This is a genomic window from Actinokineospora baliensis (genome assembly GCF_016907695.1).
Taxonomy (GTDB): domain Bacteria; phylum Actinomycetota; class Actinomycetes; order Mycobacteriales; family Pseudonocardiaceae; genus Actinokineospora; species Actinokineospora baliensis.
In genome coordinates this window covers 4,222,709-4,244,191 of the sequence record NZ_JAFBCK010000001.1, presented here as the reverse complement: position 1 = coordinate 4,244,191, position 21,483 = coordinate 4,222,709, and the positions used below count along the sequence as shown (strand labels likewise).

The window sequence follows — 21,483 nt, the reverse complement described above, 5'->3', positions numbered from 1 at the left end:
GTGGCGCGGCGTGATCACGGGGACTCTGCGGTGGATGCCGTCCTTGCCGCTGTCGCCACCGTGGTCGGCGAGCGCGACCCCCGCCCAGAAGCCGTGGCCGAAGCTGTTGGGCTCGCTCTGGGTGCTGAGGGCTGTGAGCTGCGTCTGGACGGCGTCCGGTACGCGTGGGGAGCTGGTGGCAGCGGCTTTCGGGCGGTGATCTCCTCCGGCGCCGAACTGCGGGTGCGACCCAGTCGGGCCAGGCTCGGTGCGGTCGCCGCCGTGCTCGCCCCGGTGGTCGACCTGATCCGGTTGACCCGCTCGGTGGACGACCTGCGCCGCCGCGGTCACGAGGCGAGCGCCGACCTGGCCGATGGTCGGTGGCGCGCGGCCGCGGAGATGGACACCGAGCGGCGCCGCATCGAACGGGACCTGCACGACGGCACCCAGCACCGCTTGGTGGCCCTGCGCATGGCCGTCGCGGTCGCCGAACACGACCCGTCCGTCATCGCGACCCTCGCCGACCGGCTCGACGCCGCCCAGGAGAGCCTGATCCGCACCGCGGCGGGCGTTCTGCCGCCCGCGCTCGCCAAGGGCCTGGTGGCCGCTCTGGGGGCCGAATTGGCCCCGCACACCGACGTCCGCCTCGACGTCGCCGCGGACCTGCCCCGGTTCCCGGCTCAGGTCGAGACAGCGGTCTACTTCGTGTGCCTGGAAGCGGTCAACAACGCCCACAAGCACGCCGTCGGCGCCGCGATCGACGTCCGCCTGCACACCACCCACGACGGCCTGCACTTCTCCGTCCGCGACGACGGGCCCGGGTTCGAGAGGACAGGCAATGGGGCGGGCTTGGTCAACCTGACCACACGTCTGACCGATGTCGGCGGCACCGTCCGGGTGGATTCGGCCCTGGGCAACGGAACCACCGTTGAAGGCTTCATCCCGGCTACCTAGCCATCAGATCAGCGACAAGCCCTCACATGTGCGCACAAGGATCAGGCACGCATCTCGGTGATGAGGGCTGGTGGCGGGGTTGCCCGCGCGAGTGCGCCATAGAGCCGTAGCAGTGACAGCGGCGTGGTGGATCTCGTCACGGGTGGAGGAGGCCGGTAAACCCAGGCGGACGTGCGCAGCGCGACCATGAGCGCCTAAGAGGCGGATTGGGTCGCCTGGCAGCGTCAGATGTCCAGACTCGAGATCGTTCAGCAGAGAGAGTTCCGCGAGCTCGTGCGCGTCAGCCTCGATCCGATCTAAGAGCCGGGCGAGCGGCTCTGGGCGCGGAGCACGCCGTGCGGCCGCGAGAACTGAGCGGGCAGTGATGAGATCGGCGCGCTCTATGACTCGGCGGCGTAAGAGGGCGGCGAGATCGTCCGTGCCGACAATGATGTCGACCTTGTCGCGGAAGGTGCGCAGGAAGGTCGGGTTCGGTCGCGGCAGCACGATCACGTCGAAGCCGGTCACGGCGGTGGGCAGAGTCGGGATGTCGACCAGGGTGAGGTGGCGCAGGATGTCGGCGGGCCAGCGGATCACCAAGCGGGAGACGTCGGAGGGGCGGGTGAGTCCCGCGACCGAGACCGGGGTGGTGACCGGCGGCAGGCCCGGGCGGTGGAACGTCACGTCTCCGGTCCGGCCGTGGGTGTACCAGGCGGCGGCGCCGTCGCTGGCGAAGGTGTAGCCGGTGAGCAGTTCCACGGCTCCCGACGAGTCGACCAGGGCGACGGTCGGTGGCTGGTCGAGGCGGTCAGCGATCTCAGCCCAACCGGCTACCGACTCCCGCACCGCTGTCGCCACAAGGTCGCGCACGCGCGCCAAGAGCGTCCCCTCGGCCGAGGCGGGCGCGACGACCGCGGACCCGTCAAGGCGCTCCGGCAACCAGATCCGAACAACCACACGCCCACCGGTGACCCAGGTGTCGAGGATGCCCCCGAACGCGGCCAATCGATCCGCGTCGTCCTTCAGCGTGGACCGCAACTCGGCGCCGGTGAGTGTCGACGCGCCATCGGTGAAGGTCAGCACCAGAGCACCGTTCACACGCGACAGTTCTATGTCCACGGGGTCGCGGGATGGGCCCTCCGCCAACAACGACACGACGGCTGCGGCAGCGTGGTAGATCCCGGACTCGACCTCCCAGCCGACCCTGCGCCCCAGGTCCCCGGTGAATCGGATGGGGCGGGGCAGGTCCGCGGCAAGTTCTTCAAGTGCGGCAACGGGTCCGCGGTCGGGCAGCATCGCGGGGTGGACGCCGCGCACTACGGTGCGGAAGCGGTCTATGACATCGTCGAGCGCGGTGCGGAACGCGGTAAGAGCGCGAGCGGTGTCGCTGCCCGCGTAGTCCAAGTCGGCGAGTAAGGACCGCAAGTCGGTGAACTCGCGCGTGGTGACCGCAGTGAGCGCCACGGCGATGCGGCGACGTTCGAGCTCTCTTACCTCGGCGAGCCGCTCCCGAGCAGCGCGTGCATCCGCCTCTAGGACGTGGACCCGCTCGGTGAGCCGTTCACGTTCAGCCCGCAACCGATCATCAGCGGCGACTAGGGCAATCTTGTGGGCCGTTCGGCGCAACCGCTGCAGATCGCCCGCCCCCGCGGACGATAGAGCCACTGCTCCCCCACCGGGCACCCGCTCCACGACACCTGGGATCGACTCGACGCGGTCAGCTTGGGCGGCAGGCCCAGGCCAAGAGGCGGCAACGGTCAGTCCATCGCCATCAGGCGCGTAGTACGCCGCGGACTGACCGGTCGACTCGGCCAGTTCACGGACCAACGCCTCGAAGTCCACCTCTTAACCGTCGATCCGCCTGGCACGCAGGTACGCGAGTACCGCCAGAACCCTGCGGTGGTGGACGCTGGGATCGCCGGGCAGGTCCAGCTTGGTGAAGATCGCCGCGATGTGCTTCTCCACGGCTTTCGCGGAGATGAACAGTTCCTTGGCGATGGCGTTGTTGGTGCGGCCCTCCGCCATGAGCCGCAGCACGTCGTGCTCGCGCTCGCTGAGCGCGCCGACCGGTCCATCGCCGCCCGCCGGGCGTTCCACCAGCCGCTTGGCCAGCGACGGTTCGATCACGATCTCTCCCGAAGCCAGGCGGGTAAGGGTGTCGTCGAGCACCTGCACGCCCGCGACCTTCTCCTTGAGCCGGTAGCCGACCCCTTCGGTGCCGATCTCCAGGACCCGCATCAGGTAGTGGGTCTCGGCGTAGTGCGACAGCAGCAACAGCCCGGTCTCCGGCCGCAGCGCCCGCACGCGTTCCGCGGTGGCGAGGCCGCCGTCGGGTTCGGGGGGCATCCGGATGTCGAGGATGGCCACGTCGACGGGGTCGGTGGCCACCAGGGCGGCCAGCTTGTCGCCGTCGGAGACCGAACCGACCACCTCGTGGCCCGCCGCGCGCAGCAGCATGACCAGGCCCTCGCGGAACAAGGCGCCGTCATCGGCGATGGCTACCCGCACAGCCGCTCCTCGGTGATGTCGACCCACACGGATCCCAGTCCGCGCCGCACCCGCACGTCCAACCTGGTGTCGCGGGGAACCGACCGCAGGTGGTCGACCACGGCCAGGCACGCCGCGTCGGCCGTGTCGCGGTCCACCGGGTCGCCGCTGACCGCGAGCGCGACCCCGTGCCGCTCGGCCACGGCGTGCAGCGCCGGTTCGAACCCGTCGCTGGCCAGCACGGGTGGGTACAACGCGCCACCGATCTCCCGCAGCTCGGCCAGCACGGTGTCCAGCGAGCACCGCAGCTGGTCGATGCGCCCCGCCAACGCGGGGTTGTCGGGCAGGTCCACGGACAGCAACCCTAGCTCCACCGACAGCGCCGCGACCCGCTGCGCGGGACCGTCGTTAAGATCACGTTCCAGTCCCCGGCGCAGCGCGCAGGTCACCGGGTCCACCGGCCGCAACCGCACCGGGCGGACCCGTCGCCACCAGCGGGTGATCGGGTTCATCGGACAATGTTGCGGCGCGCCGACGATCACGGGCAACAGGGGTTGCCCTCTAGCCGGGTAGGGATATCCCTACCCGCCCGCGCGGAGATAGAGTCAACTACCGGAGCAGGGCTATCGCCCGCGCGGACTGGGAGAACTCCATGGGCCACGGAGTCGGCATCGACCTCGGCACCACATTCACCGGGGTCGCCATCGTCGGCCCGACCGGTTCCGGCCCGATAGCGACGACGATGGTCCCCCTCGGTCGCCACGGAGTCGTTGAGCCATCAGCGGTTTTCGCCGCCATGGACGGGACGTTGCTGACGGGTGACGCCGCGGTGGACGCCGCGCGAAATGAGCCGCACAGGCTGGTCCGCGGATTCAAGCGCCGGTTGGGTGATCCGACACCGCTAGTCGTGGGTGGCGCCCCCTACTCCCCCGCCGCGCTATTAGCCGCCCAGTTGAAATCCGTGATGGCTCGGGTGACGGCGACTATAGGCATTGTTCCGGAGTCGGTGGTTCTGACATGCCCGGCGGTGTGGGGGCCCTACCGGCGTGAACACTTCGACGAGGTGCCGCGGCTCGCGGGCCTGCCTGGCGCGGTCCTGGTCACCGAGCCTGAGGCGGCCGCGACGCACTACGCGGCCGAGCGTCGCCTAGGCGTCGGTGAACTCGTCGCGGTGTACGACCTCGGGGGCGGAACCTTCGACACGACGATCCTGCGGGCGCGCGAAGACGGCATGGAGATCGTGGGCACCCCCGAGGGCATCGAGCGCCTGGGCGGCATGGACTTCGACGAGGCCTTGTTCGCGCATGTGGACGCTGCTGTGGGCGGCGGACTCTCCGAGTTGGACCCGGCCGATCCCGCAGCTGCGGGCGTGCTGGCGGCGACGCGGGCGGCCTGCGTTCGCGCGAAGGAAGAGTTGTCCATCGAGCCGGACGTGACTGTGCGGGTGCCCCTGCTGTCGGGCCATCGCGACGTTGTCGTCACCCGGTTGGCGTTCAACGAGATGATCAGGCCGTCGGTGGACCTGACCGTGGAGGCGTTGTACCGCACCATCTCGTCGGCGGGGCTCACCCCGCGCGACTTGGCGGCGGTGCTGCTCGCCGGAGGGTCGTCGCGTATCCCCTTGGTCGACCAGGTTGTCTCTGCCGCCTTCGGGCGTCCCGTGAGGACTGGATTACACCCGAAGTTCACCGTGGCGTTAGGCGCAGCAGCCATCGCCTCTAGGCGGATGACACCAAAGCCGACACACGTGCCCGCGCCCTCGCCGCGACCGAGGGTGAGTCGGCGAAAGTTCCTGATCCCTATGGCTGCGGTCGCCGCTGCCGCCCTTGTTGGTGGCGGTATCGCAGTCCTTACCGGTGGTGGCAGCGAGACCGGGGCGGCAGAAGCCGATGCCGTCATCGGGGCGAGCAGCGGCTCTCCAACTGTCGCGGGGACGATCAACGGCGTAGGGCGACGCCCTCGGGGCGTAGCGGTCTCGGGCTCCAAGGTGTACGTGCCGAGCAGCGTCTCGAACACCGTGTCGGTGATCGACCGCTCCACTCGTAAGGTGATCCGAGCGATCCCTATGACAGCGCCGCCGCAGTACGTGGTGCTGAGTGGCAACAAGGCCTTCGTGACGCTTCTTAGCCCGGGCAACGCCGTGGCCGTTGTCGACACCGGGAAGGATGAAGTGGTCTCGACTGTCCCGGCGGGCAAGGGGCTGTTCGTCCCCGACACGACACAGGACGGTAAGAGGCTGCTCATCCCTGACCAGGAGGCTGCCCAGATCCTGGAACTGGAGACCGACGGCACAGTGGCGACGCCGTTCGCGAAGGCCCCAGCGGGCTCCCGAGGCCTAGTGGTGGATCGCAACAAGGTCTATGTCGTGAGCGTGGAACTCAACCAGGTCACCATCCTCGACCTGGACAGCCACCGGGTTCTCGGCTCGGTGCGGGTCGGCAAGAGCAGTCTGGCATTGGCAGTGTCTCCGGACGGCAGGACCGTCTACACGGCGAACTTCGACGACAACACCGTGTCCGTAGTGGACACGGACACCCAGAAGGTGACCGACACGATCGACGTGGGCGAACGGCCCATGGCGGTGGCGGTGGCGCCGGACGGCAAACACGTCTACGTCGCCAACAACGGATCGGGAACCGTGTCGGTCATCGACGTAGGTACCAAACAGGTCACCGCCACCGTGCCCGTGGGCAGAGAGCCATGGTCACTCGCCGTCTCCCCTGACGGCAAGGAGGCCTACGTGACCAACACGCTTAGCGACTCCGTAACCATCTTGAGCACGGGGGCCTAAGGCCCCCGCCAGCGGCGCGGGGCCGTCGCAGGCCCCGCGCCGCCGTCTGCACTAGGACGCTACAAGCGAGAAGTCATCGAAGGAGTGCGTGGTCTTGGCCGCGAAGTCCTCCGTGCCGTCGATCGTCAGCACCAGCACCTGCCCCGCGTAGGCGCCTACGGGGAACGACTTCAGCGCGTACGCACCGGCGTTGGTGTTGTCGTAGGTCGCCAGGACCGTGTTACCCAGCGAGATGGTCACGGTGTCGTACGGGATGGGGTCGGTCTCCTCCGTCGTAGTGCGCAGGTAGAACGACAGTGTCGAGTGGACGCAGCCCGCCGGGATGAGAACGGCCTGGCTGAGCAGCTCCTCGTGGTCCACCCCATTGCCGTTGACGATCGCGGCGCGCGTGCCGCTGCGCGGTCCGCGGTCGCCACCTGTCCACGCACCGATCACGTAGGTGAAGCCGGTCCAGGGGGCGAAGCCGTTCTCGAAGCCGGTGTTCAGCAGGCGCTGGCCAGGGCTGGAGCAACTGCCTGCCGCGGGCGTCACTGTGATCTGGAACGCCGTGGCGCGCGTCCGATTGGCCGCGTCGGTGGTGGTCACCGTGGCGGTCGAGGTCGCCGCGGTCGTCGGCGTACCGGTAATGGCACCGGTGTTGAGGTTAATGGCCAGGCCCGCGGGCAGACCAGTAGCGGTCCACTTGTACGGGCCAGTCCCACCCGCCGCGGTGAGCGTCAAGGAGAACGCGGTGCCAACGCGCGCGGCGCGGAAGCCCGGGTTCGCCACAACCGGGTAGCCCGGCCGGTTGCCTGTGTTGGTCGACAACAGACGGTTGGGTGTACCTACGCGTGCAGCGGTGACCTTGTTGGGGGTCGAGTCGAGCAAGAGCGCCTCGGCGGCGCGCGCAGGCGTCAAGGTGGGCTCTGCGGCGACGAGCAGCGCGGCAGCCCCGGTTACATGCGGTGCCGCCATAGAGGTGCCGTCGGAGGATTCGCTACCAGTGTCACTGTCGTTCCAAGCCGAGAGGATGCCCTCGCCGGGAGCCAGGATGTCGACGCAGGCGCCGTAGTTGGAGAAGTCGGCGATGCGGTCGTTGATGCCGGTAGCACCAACGGTGATGGCCTGCGGGGTGCGGGCGGGGGTGTGGTTGCAGGCGTCCTCGGTGTCGTTGCCCGCGGAGATGGTGTAGACGATCCCGTCGTTGATGGAGTTGCGGACCGCGTCTTCCCACGCCTGGTTGGTACCGGCGGCACCGAGGCTGACGTTGGCGACAGCGGGCCCGGACACGTGGTTGGCCGTCACCCAGTCGAGGCCGGCGAGGAAGCTCGCGGAGGTGCCGTCGCCGTTGCAGTCCAACACCTTGACGGCCACGAGCTTGACACCCTTCGCGACGCCGTATGTGCTTCCTCCCACTGTTCCCGCGACGTGTGTTCCATGGCCATTGCAGTCGGTGTTGTTGCCGTCGCCCGTGGTGTTGGTGCCCCACGTCGCTCGGCCACCGAAGTCCTGGTGGGTAGTCCGGATACCGCTGTCGATGATGTAAGCGGTGACGTTGGTCGCGGTGTTAGCGGGGTAGTTGTAAGAGTTGTCCGACGGCCGATCGCGTTGGTCTATGCGGTCCAGGCCCCACGACGGTGGGGTCACCTGGGTTCCGTCCTTGTGAACCTTGAGGTCCTGGCTGACGTAGGCCACCAGCGGATCGGCAGCGATCTTGCGCGCCGTCTCGGCATCGAAGCGGCCAGCGAACCCGTTAAGAGCGTGGCGGTATGTGTAGGACAACTGCGCACCGTAGCGGGATGCCACTGTGGCAGCCGTGCTGGACGTGGCTGACCTGGCGCTGGGCGCGTCCTTGAAGACGACGATGTAGCTACCGTCGATGATGGCGGACTTCTTGGCGGGCTGCGACCGTCCTGGGCTGTTTGACGCACCGGACGCCGTTGGGCTTAAGAGCGACAAGATGGCGATGGCGGCCACTACGAGCGACAGCCGTCTACGCCGTTTTTGTACGTGCACTGAGGTTCCTCCCCCTACGCCGCCGCGCAGAAGGCGCGCGGTCCGGACAAGGCTCACACCCCCTTGCCCGGCCGCACAACCCGCCGAATGGGCAGGCCACTTCGGCGTTACGCCTGCCCGGGTGGCTTGCCGTTCTGGCTCGCCGCCGGGATGTCCTCCGGGAGCAGGACGCACAGGTCGGTGATCGTCGGCGACGCGATCCCGCGCATGCGGCGGGCGTGCCGGGTGACCGCCTCGTCGAGCACCTGGCGCGCATAGCGTCCATTGCCGAACGACTCGTCCCTGCGGATCGCGAGGAAGTGGCTGCGCAGCGCCGCGACCGTGGGCGCCGTGCACTCGTAGCCGATCTTGGTCGCGTGTTGGCTCACGATGGTGACCAGCTCGTCGGCGGTGTAGTTGGCGAAGTTGACGTGGTGGGAGAAGCGCGACTGCAACCCCGGGTTGGCGGCGAGGAACCCCGCCATCTCCCCCGCGTAGCCCGCCGCGATGACCACGACCTCGTCGCGGTGGTCCTCCATCAGCTTCACCAAGGTGTCGATCGCCTCGCGACCGAAGTCCTGCCCGCCGCCGGGACGGCTGGACAGCGTGTAGGCCTCGTCGATGAACAACAGTCCGCCGCGTGCGCGGTCGAAGGACTCCGTTGTGCGCTTCGCTGTGTGACCTATGTACTCGCCCACGAGGTCCGCGCGGCTTACCTCGATCACCTGTCCTTGGGCGAGGACGCCCATGGCAGCGAGGATAGACCCATAGAGCCTCGCAACCGTTGTCTTACCCGTTCCTGGCGGGCCAGCGAAGATGAGATGCCTACTAAGAGAAGGAACGGGCAGATTTGCTTCGCGGCGTTGCCTGGCGGAATCGAGCAGGTCGACCATGCTGCTGACTTCGCTCTTAACGTCATCGAGGCCTACTAGGCCACGGAGGTCGGACAGGAGTCTGTCCACTTGCTCTTGATCGATGCGTCCGGCGCCCGCGCCGATTCCGCTGCCTGGCAACGGTCCCAGGTCTTCCGGCAAGAGCCTCGTCAAGGCCATGGCCGTCGCGTCGTCGTCCTCCGCGAGGCGGTACGCCTGCCTGCCGACCATCTCCTCGAACACCTTGCGCGCGGTGCGGCCGTTCCCGAAAGTGGCGTCCCTGGGCAGCTTGGTGAAGTAAGCGTGCACCGCGGCGCGGGTCTCGAACTCCAGACGGTAATCATGAGCCCGGCACAGTCCCTCGACAATTGTCACCAATTCGGGGGCCGAGTAGTCGGTAAACTCGATGGTGCGGGTGAAACGCGACGACAGTCCGGGGTTGGCGGCCATGAAGGTGCGCATGTCGTTGGTGTAGCCCGCAACGATCACCACGACGTCGTCGCGGTGGTCTTCCATCAGCTTCACCAACGTGTCGATCGCCTCGCGGCCGAAGTCGGGTCCGGTGCCACCGGACCCAGCGGAAAGGGAATAGGCCTCATCAATGAACAGCACACCACCCAACGCCTCCTCGAACTTCTCGGCGGTCTTGAGCGCGGTGCCGCCGACGACGGCGGCCACCAGGTCCGCGCGGGCCACCTCGACGAGCTGGCCCGTGCGCAGAACCCCCAGCGCGGTCAGGATCCTGCCGTACAGCCGGGCGATGGTGGTTTTGCCGGTACCAGGCGACCCGGCGAAAACCAGGTGCCGCCCCAGAGGCGGTGACGGCAGACCGGCGGCGGCCCGGCGCTCGGCCATCTGGTGCAGCCGCACCAGGGTCTCGACCTCGCGCTTGACGCCGTCGAGGCCCACCAACCCGTTCAGCTGCTCCAGCAGGGTGCTGAGATCGTCGGAGGTCTCGACCTTCGGCGGCGGTGTCTCCTGTGGAGTCTCGACCTGGGCGAGTCCGGCGTCATCGCGCAGGTCCTTGCCCCGGTTGCGTTCGATGCGGCAACCCCGCAGCTCGATGGGTTCGCTGGAGCGGAGCACAACGCCGTCACCGAGGTTCTGCTCGACGACCACCCCGCTGAGCTGCCCGGTGGACGCCCCCTCCCAGAGCACACCGGTGCCGCACTCGGTGATGGTGCCGCCGTCGACGCGCAGCCGAGCGGCACCGCGGGCGATGAGCGCAGTGGACTTGACCCGCTCGACTCTCGGTTCGGCGATGGTGACATCACCGTTGTCCTCGACGATGACGGCGGAGTTGGTGCCGCCGGTGACGGTGAGCTTGGTCAGGGTGGCCGAGCCGGTTCCGCCGACGAGGACGGCGTCGTGGCCGGAATCGGTGAAGGTGCACTCGGTGAGCTCGGCCCGGGAGGAGTCGAGGACGTGCACACCGTGGCCGCGGGCGCCACGGATCTCCGTGCGCTCCACCGTCGCCGTCGCACCCTGGACCAGGACGATCGCCTGGGCTTGGGCGTTGCTGATGGTGCTGTCGTACATGCTCGGCGACGAGCCGGCGCCGACCAGGAAGGCCACACCCTCCACTTCGGACAGCGTGGTGCCGCTGACGACCAGGGTGCTGTTCTCCTCGACGACGATGCCAGGTCCGTTGATCCGTTCGATCCGGCACTTCTTCACCGTGCCACCGGCGTTGTCCGCGGCGAGGAAGGCGCCGCCGGAGTCGGCGATGTCGCACTCGGTGAGCCGCGGCGCTCCCCCGGTGCGGGCGACCACGGCGGTGGTCGCGATGCCGGTGAAGGTGGTCGTCCGCACCTCGGCGCCCCCACCGTCGAACACGAGCAGACCGGCGCCGCCGGGATTGCTGACGGTGCAGTCCCGCGCGTGCAGCTCCGCCCCGCCGCGCACCGCCACCGCGACCGCGGAGTCCGCGGTGACAACGCACTCGTCCATCCGCAACGAGCCCGCGGTCAGGTCAACGGCGGCCTCGCCGTCGCTGTGCGCCAGCACGATGCCGGACACCGTGGCCCGCTCGGCGGTCAGGTGCAGCGCGGGCGCCCCGACCGTTTCGATGCGGACCTCCCCCGCCGACCCGGCACCGGAGAGGGTGATGTCGCGCTCGATGACCACGGATTCGCGGTAGATCCCCGGCCGCACGGCGATCACGTCGCCGTCCGCGGCGGCGGCGATGGCGTCGTTGACGGTGCGGAAGCAGTCGGCGTCGGTCGCCGAGACGCTGAGCACGGAACGGACGTTGGTCAGCCTGCTCGCCATGACGGCACCTCCTGGGGGTCGGCACCGGCGAGGAAGTCGATCAGGCGCTGGTGGTGGTCGACGCGCTGGTCCCAGCGGAGGGTCTGGCGGGGCGGGCTCTGGGCGGCTGCGCGCGGGAACGCGGTGGTCACCGCGTTCGAGGCGAAGGGGGTGGTGAGCATGGCGGGCTCCGGTCAGGCGGCGGGGAGCGCGCCGAACCAGCGCGCGGCGTTGGGGTTGTGCGGAATGTCGACGGCGGCCCGGGCGGTCGCCGCGGCGCGGAGGTTCGTGAGGGCTCGTTCGGTGGGTGCGCCCTCTTCTGCCAGCAGAAGCCGGTTGTCCTCGACGGCGAGGACGCGGAGGGAGGTGTGAGCGGCTAGGACGACGTCATTGCGGCGGTCGGCGTCGAGCAGGCCTTCGAGCCTGCGGGCGGTGGTCGTCCAGATCAGCAACTCCGTGTCCCCCGGCACCGCGGCCCCCACCGCGGCGACGGCGAGCATCGGGCCCGTCAGGCTGAACCGGGCGCCCTCCTGGTGGTTCACCCGCTGCGAACCGGTGACCACCACGCCCCGCATGGTCGGCAACCTGCGCAACCCCGACGTCAGGCACGTGTGGAACGCCGCGTCATACGCGCCGGGCTCCTCGGCGAACACCCGAACCACCGCGAGCTCCGTCAACAGCGCGGCGTGATCACCGGAAGCCCGCAACCCCGGGCGTTCCGCCAGCAACTGGACCACGGCGCGGGTAGCCGAGTCGTACTTCGTGCCCAAGGCAGCCCGCACCGCCCGCCGCTGCGCCTCAGTACTGCGGGCGTCCGCGGGGGCACTCGCCGGGAAACTCTGCGGGGCAAGCGCACCCGCGAGAGGCGGGAGCGTGCGCGCGGCAGGCGGCGTCGGGACCGGAGAAGCGGGGGCAACCGCCACAGGCACCGACACCGACGCCCCCGAGAGCGGCAAGGGAATCGATACCGGCGGCCGAACCGAACCCGGCTGCGCGGACGGCAACGAGGAGGCAGCATCAGACAACGGCAGCGGGGCGACAAGGGGTGTCTCGGCGACCGAAGAGGCGACACCAGGAAGGGAAGCAGATGCCCCTGCGGACAACGCTGAAGACACCCCGTCCGGCCCGCCCTCGGCCACCTCCGTCGCCAACGGCGCAGCGGGCCCATCCGGCACATCAGCGAGCGGAACCTCAGCACCCAACGGCAGCGCGGCTGCCATCGAGACACCAGTCGGCCGAAGTGGCGCCCCGGACGGGGGCGCCACCGAAGGCGCAGCAGACTCAGCCGACACCCCTGCGAGCAGACCCTCAACGACCAACGGCGGCGCGGCCACGCTCAAGGCGACCGCCAGCGGAAGCGGCGGCACAGGCGCAGCGGGCTCAGCCGAGGGCAACGGCAGCGCGGCCGCCGTCGAGACACCGGTCGGCGGAAGCCCCGACTCGGGCACGGGGGCCGCCGAAGGAGCAGCGGGCACATCAGCGAGCGGAACCCCCGCAGCCAACGGCAACGCGGCCGCCGTCGCGACACCAGTCGGCCGGAGCGGCGCCGCCACGGCGGCAGCGGGCGCATCGGCCAGCAGGACCACGGCGGGCGATGGCGGTGCGGCTGTGGTCGCGACATCGGTTGGCCAGAGGGTCGGCTCGGGCGACGCCGAAGGAGCGGCGGGCTCGGCGGGCACCTCAACGGGCAGGATCTGGGCGGGCGATGGCGGTACGGCTGCGGTCGCGACATCGGTTGGCCAGAGGGTCGGCTCGGGCGACGCCGAAGGAGCGGCGGGCTCGGCGGGCACCTCAGCAGGCAGGATCTGGGCGGGCACCAGCGGTACGGCTGCGGTCGCGACGCTGGTTGGCTTGAGCTGCGGCGCGGGCGGGTGTGAGCGTGGGGCGGCGGCGGTCGAGGGGGTTGGGGTGGTGCTGGGTGAGGCGGACTCGGTGGCTGTCGCTGGGGTGGGGGGTGTTGAGGGGGCAACTCCGGGTGGGGTGGTGAGGGGGGTGCCGGTGGTGCGGGGTAGCGCCGCGGGGGCGGGGGGTTCTTCGTCGTAGGGGAAGGAATCGGGGGTGAGGAGGCTGGATCCGGCGGTGACCCGCGGCAACGGGGCTGAGCCCCAGATGTCGGTGGCGGCGATGCGCTGGGTGTGGTCTTCGGGCCACGGGGCCGCCGTGGGGCGGGGGGTGTCGGACAGGTGGGCGGTGAGGGTTCGGGCGGCGAGGGTGGCGCCGGGGGTGGTGGGGACGACGGTGAGGGCGGACTTGGTGGAGTCGGGGAGTTGGTCGAGGACCTCGGTGAGGGCGGCCAGCACCGCCGCGGGGACGGTCGCGCCGCAGGCAAGGAGGAGTTCGGGAGTGGGGCCGGTGGGGGTCAGCAGGGCCGGGTCGACCTGGAGGGTGTCGGGGCGGGCCAGGAGGCCGCGGGCCAGGACGTCGAGGGACCAGCCGGAGGTGAGGCGGTAGCGGGCGGGGGCGAACATGGCCAGCGACGGCATGGGCGCGACCCAGCGGTCCAGGACGGGGGCGCAGCCGGGGCGGTAGACGCTCTCCACGGCGAAGGGGTACCAGGCGAAGTGGCCGTCGGTGTCGAGGTGGACGAGGCCGTGGGTGCTGGGGAGCCCGTGCAGGGCTCGGACGGCGGCGCCGCGTTCGCGGGCCACGGCTTGGGCGATGTCACTGCCGTAACAGGCCAGCACTACGCGGCCGCGCATGTCTTGGGGGAAGGCGTCGAGGACCTCGACCACCGCCGCGGGAGTGGGGGGTTGTTCGCCGGGCGCGCCCACGACGACGGTGGGGCGTTCGGGGTCGGGCTGAATCCAGCGGAGGGGGTCGTCTTCGCGGGCCGGGCCGCCGGGGGTGCGGACCCAGATGCCTAGTGGGATCTGTTCGTGGCCCGCGGGGAGGTAGCCCTGCCACCAGGGTTCGGGGAATCGGTGGCCTATAGGCCGACGGTCGGAGCCTGCGCCGTGGGCGACCCAGCCGAGGCCTGAGGCGAAGGTGTGGCCGTCGGCCAGGGTGTAGAGGTCACCGTCGGGGGCCACGACCTCGACGCCGAGGCGGTCGGCGAGGCGGCGGGCCAGGGACACCTCGCCCGCGGTCATGGTGGAGGCGTGGGCGGCCAGCAGCCGCACCCCGGTGTCCACCTGCTCGTCCAGGTCCGCGACGAGCCAGGGGTCGAGGCGGGCGAGCGCGGGCCACGCCGACGCGCCGACCACGACAGCGGTCCGGTGCCGTTCCTCGGGCAGAGCGCCCGCGATCGCCGCGGCCTGCTCGTCGGACCCCGGCTCGCGCAGCACCAGCGCGTTGCCCGTTCGCTCCACCGTGATCGCCACGACGGTCTCCTTTCCGTTCCCACCCACCACACGGGTGGGGGTGGGCGGATGGTTCACCGGAAACCGGGCACGGCATCAACCTGGACGAAGACTCGGGGAACATGGGCAGGTCTGGTGTTCGCGAGGGCAGGGACCGCCTGGTGATTACCCCGGCAGCACGACGGCGGCGAGCAGTGCAGGCCGCCAGGACGAGCGGGCTCCGGGCCGGAGGTGCGACAGAGCGGCGGGGTACCGGGTGATTGCCCCGAGGGCATGAGAGCGGCAAGGCAGAGGAGCCACCACGGCAAGCGGGCTCGAGGCCGGAGGCTGCGCTCGGGCACGTGGTCGCCGAGGAAGGGGTAGGCCCCCGCCCCGGAACGGGGCGGGGGCCTGAGCCGTCCCTGGGTCAGTGGCCCAGGGGTCCATTCTTGACGGCGGCGATCAGGGCGTCGATCCGCCCAATGAGGGCTGGACCGGTTGGGTTCTTGCTGTCGCGGAGTTCGGTGAGGGTGTGCGCTAGCTCCACACACTGTCCGTTATTGCCACCGCTGTAAGAACTCTTGCGCCACCTGACCTGCTTCATCTCTTGACCTCCCTGTTGGACTAGCCGTCGACCAGGCTAGCCAAGAAGGCCCGCGTCTCCTCGGGTGATAGTGCCTGCTCGGACATGCGCTCGAAGTTCGCGGCGTAGAGCGTGAGATCAGCCGGTCGTTCCAGGTAGATGGCGCCGTCGGCGTGCTCCAGGTACACGAAGTTCGGGGACGACTCGTCCGGCAGGGTCAGTAGGGAGAAGGGGTTGGTCATGCCGGGGTGCGGACCTGCCGCGAAGGGGAGAATCTGCAGCGTGAGGTAGGGCCACTCCGAGGCCTTGAGCAGGTGCAGCAACTGCTCCCGCATGTCCCCGACAGGCCGACGGACGACTGTTTCGTTGAGGATGATGCGCAGTTCCGGGTGCTTGCTGTCCAGGTGCCTCTGGCGCTCCTGCCGGAAGGCGATCGACTTGGCCAACGCCAGTTCGTCAACGTGGTCAACGAAAGCGGAGCGGACGGCGCGGGTGTAGCTGGGGACTTGGAGCAGGCCGTAGACCAGTTCGGACTCGTAGACGCAGATCGCCTTGGCGTCGGCTTCGAAACCCACGTAGGTCTCGTGCCAGTCGGGCATGGTGTCGCTGTGGCTGACCCACCAGCCGCGTTCGTTGGACTCCTGGGCCTGGCGGATCAGGGTGTCCACCTGCGGGGCGCCGATTTGGTAGAGCTGGCAGAGGAACCGCACGTTCTTCGGCAGGATGGCGTGCCTGCCGTTCTCGATCCGGCTGATTGTGGGCCGCTTGACGCCCAGGTAGTCGGCGGCTTCGTCCTGGGTCTTGGCCGCGGCTTCGCGCAACTCCCGGAGCTGCTTGCCCAACCGCCAGCGGCGGACTAGCGAGCCTGGGGTCAGGTCATCGGTGTCGTTCATGGCCGACAGTCTCCCCGTTGTCCGCGTACGTACACCAGTCACACGATCGAGGTATTTCCTTGGCGTACGTACTCCACGTACCGTCTCCTTCACCAACAATTCCCCGGGTGAGGTGGTGCATGCCCGTCGTGGCTCGATATTGGACCTGCAAGCCGGATGATAGTGACCAACACTACGACCCAGGCGCCCGGGGGCGACGCGGGGGCACCCTGTTCGGCGCGCTGGCCAAGTGGGGGTGGCACCGGCGGCCGGGCACCTGGTCGATCCCGTGCCGGGACCGGTCGGGGCACCGGGCCTCGATCACGGTGGAGATCGCGCCCGCCGGGGTGGTCGTCACCTCGTCCGCCCCGGGGCCTTGGCTGCTGGACCCACTTCGTGTAGGCAGATTGCGGGCCGCGCTCCGGGACGCGGCACTGACCTTCTCCGCCCTCGACCCCGCCCTGGATGACCGGCCAGAGGCGAGTTGAACCCCGGCACGCGGGCGCCTCCTCCCCGCCCGCGTGCCGGATCCCGGTGCCCCACCGCCGTCATGCCCCGACGGCAGGCGCCACCCGGCCGGTCCGCGACCTCGACCCGCGCGGACCGGCCGGGCCACCCCCACAGAAAGGCGACCGTGACCTCCCGCATCCCCTCCCTGCGCTCCTGGCTGCTCGGCAGGCGCCTGCGGCACCTCATCGACAGCACCGGCATCGCCCACCGCGACATCGCCGAACGCCTGAACTGGCACCGCTCGGACCTGTCGCGCTTCCTCAACGGGCAGCGCGGCATCCCCAACCCGGAGCTGGGCCTGCTGCTGTTCACCTGCGGGGTGGCCACTCGGGCGCAGCGGCAGGACTACCTGGCGCTCAACGCCGACGCGCGGCGCGAGGAGTGGTGGCACGACGGCCGCGACTCGTCGCTGCTCGCCCACACCCTGGACGAGCTGGAGACGCAGGCCGCCACGATCCTGTCGTTCACCCCCGGTGTCCTGCCCGCCCCGCTGCAGACCGACGAGTACGCCGAGGCGATGGGCACGACCGCGCGCAGGCACGTCTTCGACCAGCCAACCCAACCGAACTGGCACTTCGTGGTGACCCGCGAATCGCTGACGCCGGGCGGACTCCCGCCCCGGGTGATCCAGGAGCAGGCCAGGCACCTGTTCTGGGAGTCGACCAGGCGGACGGTGACCATCCAGGTCGTGCCGCACACCGTGCTCAGCCACGACATCCCGTTCCGGCTGGTCACCGTGGCCGAGCAGGGCAGCCTGGTGCACCTGGACCTGGGCGAGTCCGCGCTGTTCCTGGAGAACCAGCGCACGATCGACCGGTACACGGTGCTGGCGGACAAGCTGATCGGCACCTGCGTGTCCGCCGACCGCAGCCGCGACCTGCTGGCGGCGCTGGCCGACCCGGTGGTGACCGGATCAGCCTGCTCAGACGGTGGCGAGGAAGGCCGCTAGCTCCAGCATGTCCACCTTGTCCACGTCGGTGGGGTGGATGACGATCCGCAGCTCGCGGGTGACGACGCTGGTGCGGGAGCGGGCCACGTAGGACAGCACGATGAGCCGGATGAGGCTGGCGCGGTCGAGGGTGTCGACGCGGGCGAGATCAGATCCAATAACAGCAATGGAGACCGGTTCGCGGTGGGCGTGCCTATAGACCGCATCCCACAGCGTCGACAGGCTGGTCCAGATGCCGTCTACGGTCGCGCGGGCGACCAGGTCCTCGCCGAGCCGGGCATAGGCGAGGCAGAACGCGCGGTGCTTGCCTGCGTCCAGAACAACGACAGTGCCGATCGGGTGGCGGTGGGACTTGCCGACGGTCTTGGCCGGGTCTGGCGTCGAGGCGGGCAGGGCCTGGGCGAGGGCGTCGTCGAGCGCGGCCAGGTCAGGGTGGTAGCGGCGCTGGAACTGGGCTTGGATGCTGCTGGGGTGGACGACCCGGGTGTCGACAGTGTCCGTGTCGAAGGTGTCGGTGTAGCCGATGACCAGGTGGGTGTCTTGGTCGAAGAGGTCGCCGACGGTGATCGTGATGGTGGTGTCGGGGCGGCCCAGATCGCGCGACAGCGTCCTGCGCGGCCACGCGCGGACCAGACCGACCGTGACGGGGAGAACCGCCAACAGCACGATGATGACCACCGGGTGGTAGCTGGGCTGAGGCGTAAGGACGTCGTAGACCTGTAGTGAGCCGCCGACGACACCGAAGGTGGCGAGGGCGCTGCCCGCGAACAGGGTAAGACCGCGACGCGTGCCCAGCGCCAATCGGACCGCGTGGGCTCTTAGGGCCATCAGGTCTCCGTGTCTAAGAGAGCGGTGTGGAGTTCAACCAGGCTCTTCGCGTACTGGACGTTCTCCGGGTCTAGGGCGAGCAACTTCTCCATGTGCCGAGCGGCTTCGCCTAGGTGGTGACCGGCGATCCTCTTATCTCCCTGAGAGGCAGCGAGGCCGCTGAGCTTCCGGTGGACGACCACGCGGTCGTGCAGAGCTTCAGGCCCGGTGAGCAGATCCGCACACCGCAGGCAGGTCGCGTAGAACTCCCCCGCCTCCTCGACCTCGTCCTGTTCGAGGAGGAAGTCTCCCACCGCGCTGTAGACGACCAGCAGGCCCCGCACCGCGCCCGGATCGTCGGGGTTGAGGTCGTGGAGGGCCTCGGCGGCGTCCACGGCCGCGGCAAGGTGCTCAGCCCTGGTCTCGGCGTGATCCGGGCCGAACACGATCGCGCCCAACCGGAGGTGACCCGCCACCACACCCCGCCGGAAGTCCAGCCGCTCCGGCAGCGCGTCCGCCAACTCCTGGGTGATCCGGAGCGCCTCGGTGTAGTGGCTATAGGCGATCCCGTGGGCGAAGTTGGCCTGAGCCTCTTGGCCTAAGAGATCGTGGGCGGTGACCAGCAACCACAACGTCTCCTCGTCCGGGTGCGCGGTCGCGAGGCGCAACGCGGCATCGTGGGTGCGCTGGACCTTGTCCGCTGACACCATCCCGCAGGCCCGAGCCACGATGCACTCCAGGGAGAGCATGCGCACCCCCTCGACGGCGGTGACCGGGAACAGCGGCACCACCTCGGCGAGGAACGCCGCGCGGGCGACCAGGTGGCCGGGCAGCTCCTGGGTGAACCGCACCGCCAGGGTCTCCGCCACCCCGTACCAGCCCAGGTTCGCCAGGTGCCGCACGATCTCGATCTTGTCTTCGACGCGCGCGGTGCCCGCCTCCACCCGGGCGGAGCGCATCGCGAACCCACTGCTCTGGCGGACTTCGCGCTGCTTGGGCGTGAGGTGCAGGCGGATGGACTGGGCGACCCAGGCGTGCATGAGGTGTTCGTCGCCGGTGGTGCTGATCAGGGTCAGGTCGCGTAGGCGCGCGATGTCGACGTCCAGGGTGGGCGACTCGTGGGTGAAAGCCAGGTCCGCGCGGGTGGTGGACGCCCTATAGAGGCTCAACTGCAGCGCTAGGTCGGCTTGGGCTTCCGTGAGGTGGGTCAGCAGGGCGCTCAGCAGGATGTCGCGGCTGCCTAGGCGGATGGCGTCGGTGATGCCCGATGTGAGGTCTCGCGTGGCCTTGGGGTCTAGGCCCTCTTCCTTGGCCAGCGCGCGGAGCTTGGCCGTGATGTGGCGGAGGTCGGCGCGTTGGCGGAGGAGTACGTCTAGGAACTCGATGAGCCTGGGGTGGCCGCCGAGGGTGTAGGTGACAGTGCGGCGGTCTTCCGCGGAGAGGTCGCGTAATGCTGGCAGGCGCAGGTAGAGGCGTGCTTGCTCGACGGGGGTAAGAGGCGGGAGGTCGATGCGGTGGAGTAGGTCCTCGTTGGGGAACGGGTAGCGGGAGGTGACGAGGATCGTGGCGGCGTGGGCAGCCTGGCACAGTTGGCCGAAGAGGGCGGCGAAGCCGTTGTCGCGGAACTGACCGTCGGGCGTGAGGTTCTGCTCGAAGTCGTCGAACAGGACCACTAATCGGCTGGTCCGCAGGTGCTCGCACACGGCGTCGAGGTCGCCGTTGGGTCCGGCGATCTCGGTGATGAGTCGGGTGGGGTTCCAGGCGCCCTCGTGGACCACGATCCGCCAGCCGTGTTCGCGGGCGCGCGCGAGGATCCGGCCCGCCACCGCGGTCTTGCCTATACCGCCTACGCCGGTGATGACGACGCCTGCCAGATCGCCGTACTGGTCTCGGTCGGTGCCACGGATGACCGCCATTGCGGTGCGGGCAACGTCGCGGCGTCCAATCAGCCTGCCTATAGGCAGCTCGCGGACGCCTATGCCAGTGCTGGGAAGCGTTATGTGCGATAGAGGTTCAGCGGGAAGGCTTGGATCGACGAGAGGTAGGTCGGCGCCACAGCGTAAGAGGATCGCCTGCTCGTCGCGCAGGGCCTGGGCGGTTGTGGCGCCGTTGGACAACGCCTCATAGAGGTCAAGGGCTGGGTTCGTGGTGGCGACAACGCGATCGGCACCTAGGCGGATCAGGGTGACCGCGAGGTCCACGCTGGTGACCACGATCAAGGGGAGGGGCCGCTCCCCCGAGCGAAGGGCGTCGACAAGCTGTCGGGCCGGGACGAAGACCGGGGTGCCGTCTTCATCCGCCAACTCCACACCTTCGGGTGAAGCTTGACCGGAGAGCTGGACAACGTGGAACTGGTCGGCGCGCAGGGCGTGGGTGATCTCGTCGAGGGAGGGGACCTCGAGCACGCGGACCTGGACGGGCAGGTCGGACTCCAGGTCAGTGGTCAGGACCTTGAGCGGACCGGGCAACGGCGGGGTGGCGGGGCGCTCGATCCCCCGTAATCGGTGGGAGACGCGGACACCGGGGATAGCGGCGAGCAGACGGCCGTCGGCTAAGCGCGGTGGTTTGGCCGTCGTGGCGTCGTGGGGAAGCCAGACGACTACGTCAGTCACGGTGCCTACGGGACTACCGTCGATCGCGGCAGCCAAGTCCGGGCTATAGGCGTCGTACTCCAGGCGCGGAGGCCCTAGCGGTGGCTCGACGATCGCAGGGCGGTCTAGCAGGAAGCGTAAGAGCCTGTCGGCGCCTTGCGGCGTGTCCACGTGATAGACGGTCGTCGTCGAGGGGGCCAGAAAGTCGGGCACCCCGTCACGCGTCTGGCCCTTGACGACCACGGGGACGAACCGCGTGAGGTTGTCCTGCGCAGCGTGGAAGGCGTCGCGGATGAGCCGGGCCTCCCACTGCACACCCCGCCCCACCTCCGGCGATTCCCGCCCCTCAGCGCGCTTGCGGTACTGCTCAGAGGCCACGCACAGCACAACATCGGCGGCGCGGACCTGATCCCCCATCCACAACGCCCAATCCTGCCGCGTCTCGGCCGCAGCCTGGTCGAACTTGGCGTCGATCCCGTTCTCGCGCAGGTAGACCCACAGTTCACGCACAGCCTCCCGGTGCGCGTCCGACTCTTGCGCGTAGGAGATGAACACCCGCGTGGCCACATCGGGTGATTCTTCCAGAGTGCGCTGTCAGTGGCCGGGT

General features: G+C 69.5%; 14 protein-coding genes. 3 read left to right on the top strand and 11 right to left on the bottom strand.

Annotated features, from left to right (window positions below):
- On the top strand, positions 1-933 hold the full coding sequence (locus JOD54_RS35655) for a sensor histidine kinase (protein ID WP_204451921.1): 933 nt from the start codon (positions 1-3) through the stop codon (positions 931-933).
- A gap of 3 nt (positions 934-936) precedes the next feature.
- Here the strand turns inward: JOD54_RS35655 and JOD54_RS19590 are convergent, their stop codons facing one another.
- From JOD54_RS19590 to JOD54_RS19580, 3 genes are read right to left on the bottom strand one after another with little or no spacing between them, the layout of a single operon-like run.
- Positions 937-2,754 carry a sensor histidine kinase gene (locus JOD54_RS19590; RefSeq protein ID WP_204451920.1) on the bottom strand — a complete coding sequence of 606 codons (1,818 nt, stop codon included), beginning with the start codon at positions 2,752-2,754 and terminating at the stop codon, positions 937-939.
- A gap of 3 nt (positions 2,755-2,757) precedes the next feature.
- The gene (locus tag JOD54_RS19585) at positions 2,758-3,420 is read right to left on the bottom strand and encodes a response regulator transcription factor (protein ID WP_204451919.1); all 663 of its coding nucleotides are present in this window, start codon (positions 3,418-3,420) and stop codon (positions 2,758-2,760) included.
- Complete coding sequence (locus tag JOD54_RS19580; RefSeq protein ID WP_204451918.1) at positions 3,411-3,911, bottom strand: histidine kinase; 501 nt, start codon at positions 3,909-3,911, stop codon at positions 3,411-3,413. The genes JOD54_RS19585 and JOD54_RS19580 overlap by 10 nt, the downstream gene beginning before the upstream one ends.
- Before the next feature lie 140 nt (positions 3,912-4,051).
- Between JOD54_RS19580 and JOD54_RS19575 the strand changes: the two genes are divergently transcribed.
- Complete coding sequence (locus JOD54_RS19575; RefSeq protein ID WP_204451917.1) at positions 4,052-6,190, top strand: Hsp70 family protein; 2,139 nt, start codon at positions 4,052-4,054, stop codon at positions 6,188-6,190.
- Between the two features lie 51 nt (positions 6,191-6,241).
- On the opposite strand, the gene JOD54_RS19570 is transcribed toward JOD54_RS19575, so the two are convergent.
- From JOD54_RS19570 to JOD54_RS19545, 6 genes are all read right to left on the bottom strand, one after another.
- Entirely contained in the window at positions 6,242-8,185 is a 1,944-nt protein-coding gene (locus JOD54_RS19570; RefSeq protein ID WP_204451916.1) for a S8 family peptidase, read from the bottom strand.
- Positions 8,186-8,292: 107 nt separating this feature from the next.
- On the bottom strand, positions 8,293-11,307 hold the full coding sequence (locus JOD54_RS19565) for a right-handed parallel beta-helix repeat-containing protein (protein ID WP_204451915.1): 3,015 nt from the start codon (positions 11,305-11,307) through the stop codon (positions 8,293-8,295).
- Entirely contained in the window at positions 11,292-11,468 is a 177-nt protein-coding gene (locus JOD54_RS19560; protein WP_204451914.1) for a hypothetical protein, read from the bottom strand. Before JOD54_RS19560 ends, JOD54_RS19565 begins: the two co-directional genes overlap by 16 nt.
- 12 nt (positions 11,469-11,480) lie before the next feature.
- Positions 11,481-14,606 (bottom strand): hypothetical protein, encoded by a 3,126-nt coding sequence (locus JOD54_RS35155; RefSeq protein WP_204451913.1) that lies wholly within the window; start codon positions 14,604-14,606, stop codon positions 11,481-11,483.
- A 385-nt stretch (positions 14,607-14,991) separates the two neighbouring features.
- Complete coding sequence (locus JOD54_RS19550; protein WP_204451912.1) at positions 14,992-15,168, bottom strand: DUF397 domain-containing protein; 177 nt, start codon at positions 15,166-15,168, stop codon at positions 14,992-14,994.
- Between the two features lie 20 nt (positions 15,169-15,188).
- Entirely contained in the window at positions 15,189-16,040 is an 852-nt protein-coding gene (locus JOD54_RS19545) for a helix-turn-helix domain-containing protein (RefSeq protein WP_204451911.1), read from the bottom strand.
- A 613-nt stretch (positions 16,041-16,653) separates the two neighbouring features.
- Between JOD54_RS19545 and JOD54_RS19540 the strand changes: the two genes are divergently transcribed.
- A complete protein-coding gene (locus JOD54_RS19540) occupies positions 16,654-17,478 on the top strand; it encodes a helix-turn-helix domain-containing protein (RefSeq protein ID WP_204451910.1) in 825 nt (274 codons plus the stop codon).
- Here JOD54_RS19540 and JOD54_RS19535 read toward each other — a convergent pair.
- Both JOD54_RS19535 and JOD54_RS19530 read right to left on the bottom strand, forming a co-directional pair.
- Positions 17,452-18,306 (bottom strand): macro domain-containing protein, encoded by an 855-nt coding sequence (locus JOD54_RS19535; protein ID WP_204451909.1) that lies wholly within the window; start codon positions 18,304-18,306, stop codon positions 17,452-17,454. The two genes, JOD54_RS19540 and JOD54_RS19535, sit on opposite strands and share 27 nt — an antisense overlap.
- Positions 18,306-21,443, bottom strand: a complete 3,138-nt coding sequence (locus JOD54_RS19530) for a toll/interleukin-1 receptor domain-containing protein (protein WP_204451908.1) — start codon at positions 21,441-21,443, stop codon at positions 18,306-18,308. Before JOD54_RS19530 ends, JOD54_RS19535 begins: the two co-directional genes overlap by 1 nt.
- Positions 21,444-21,483: the final 40 nt, after the last annotated feature.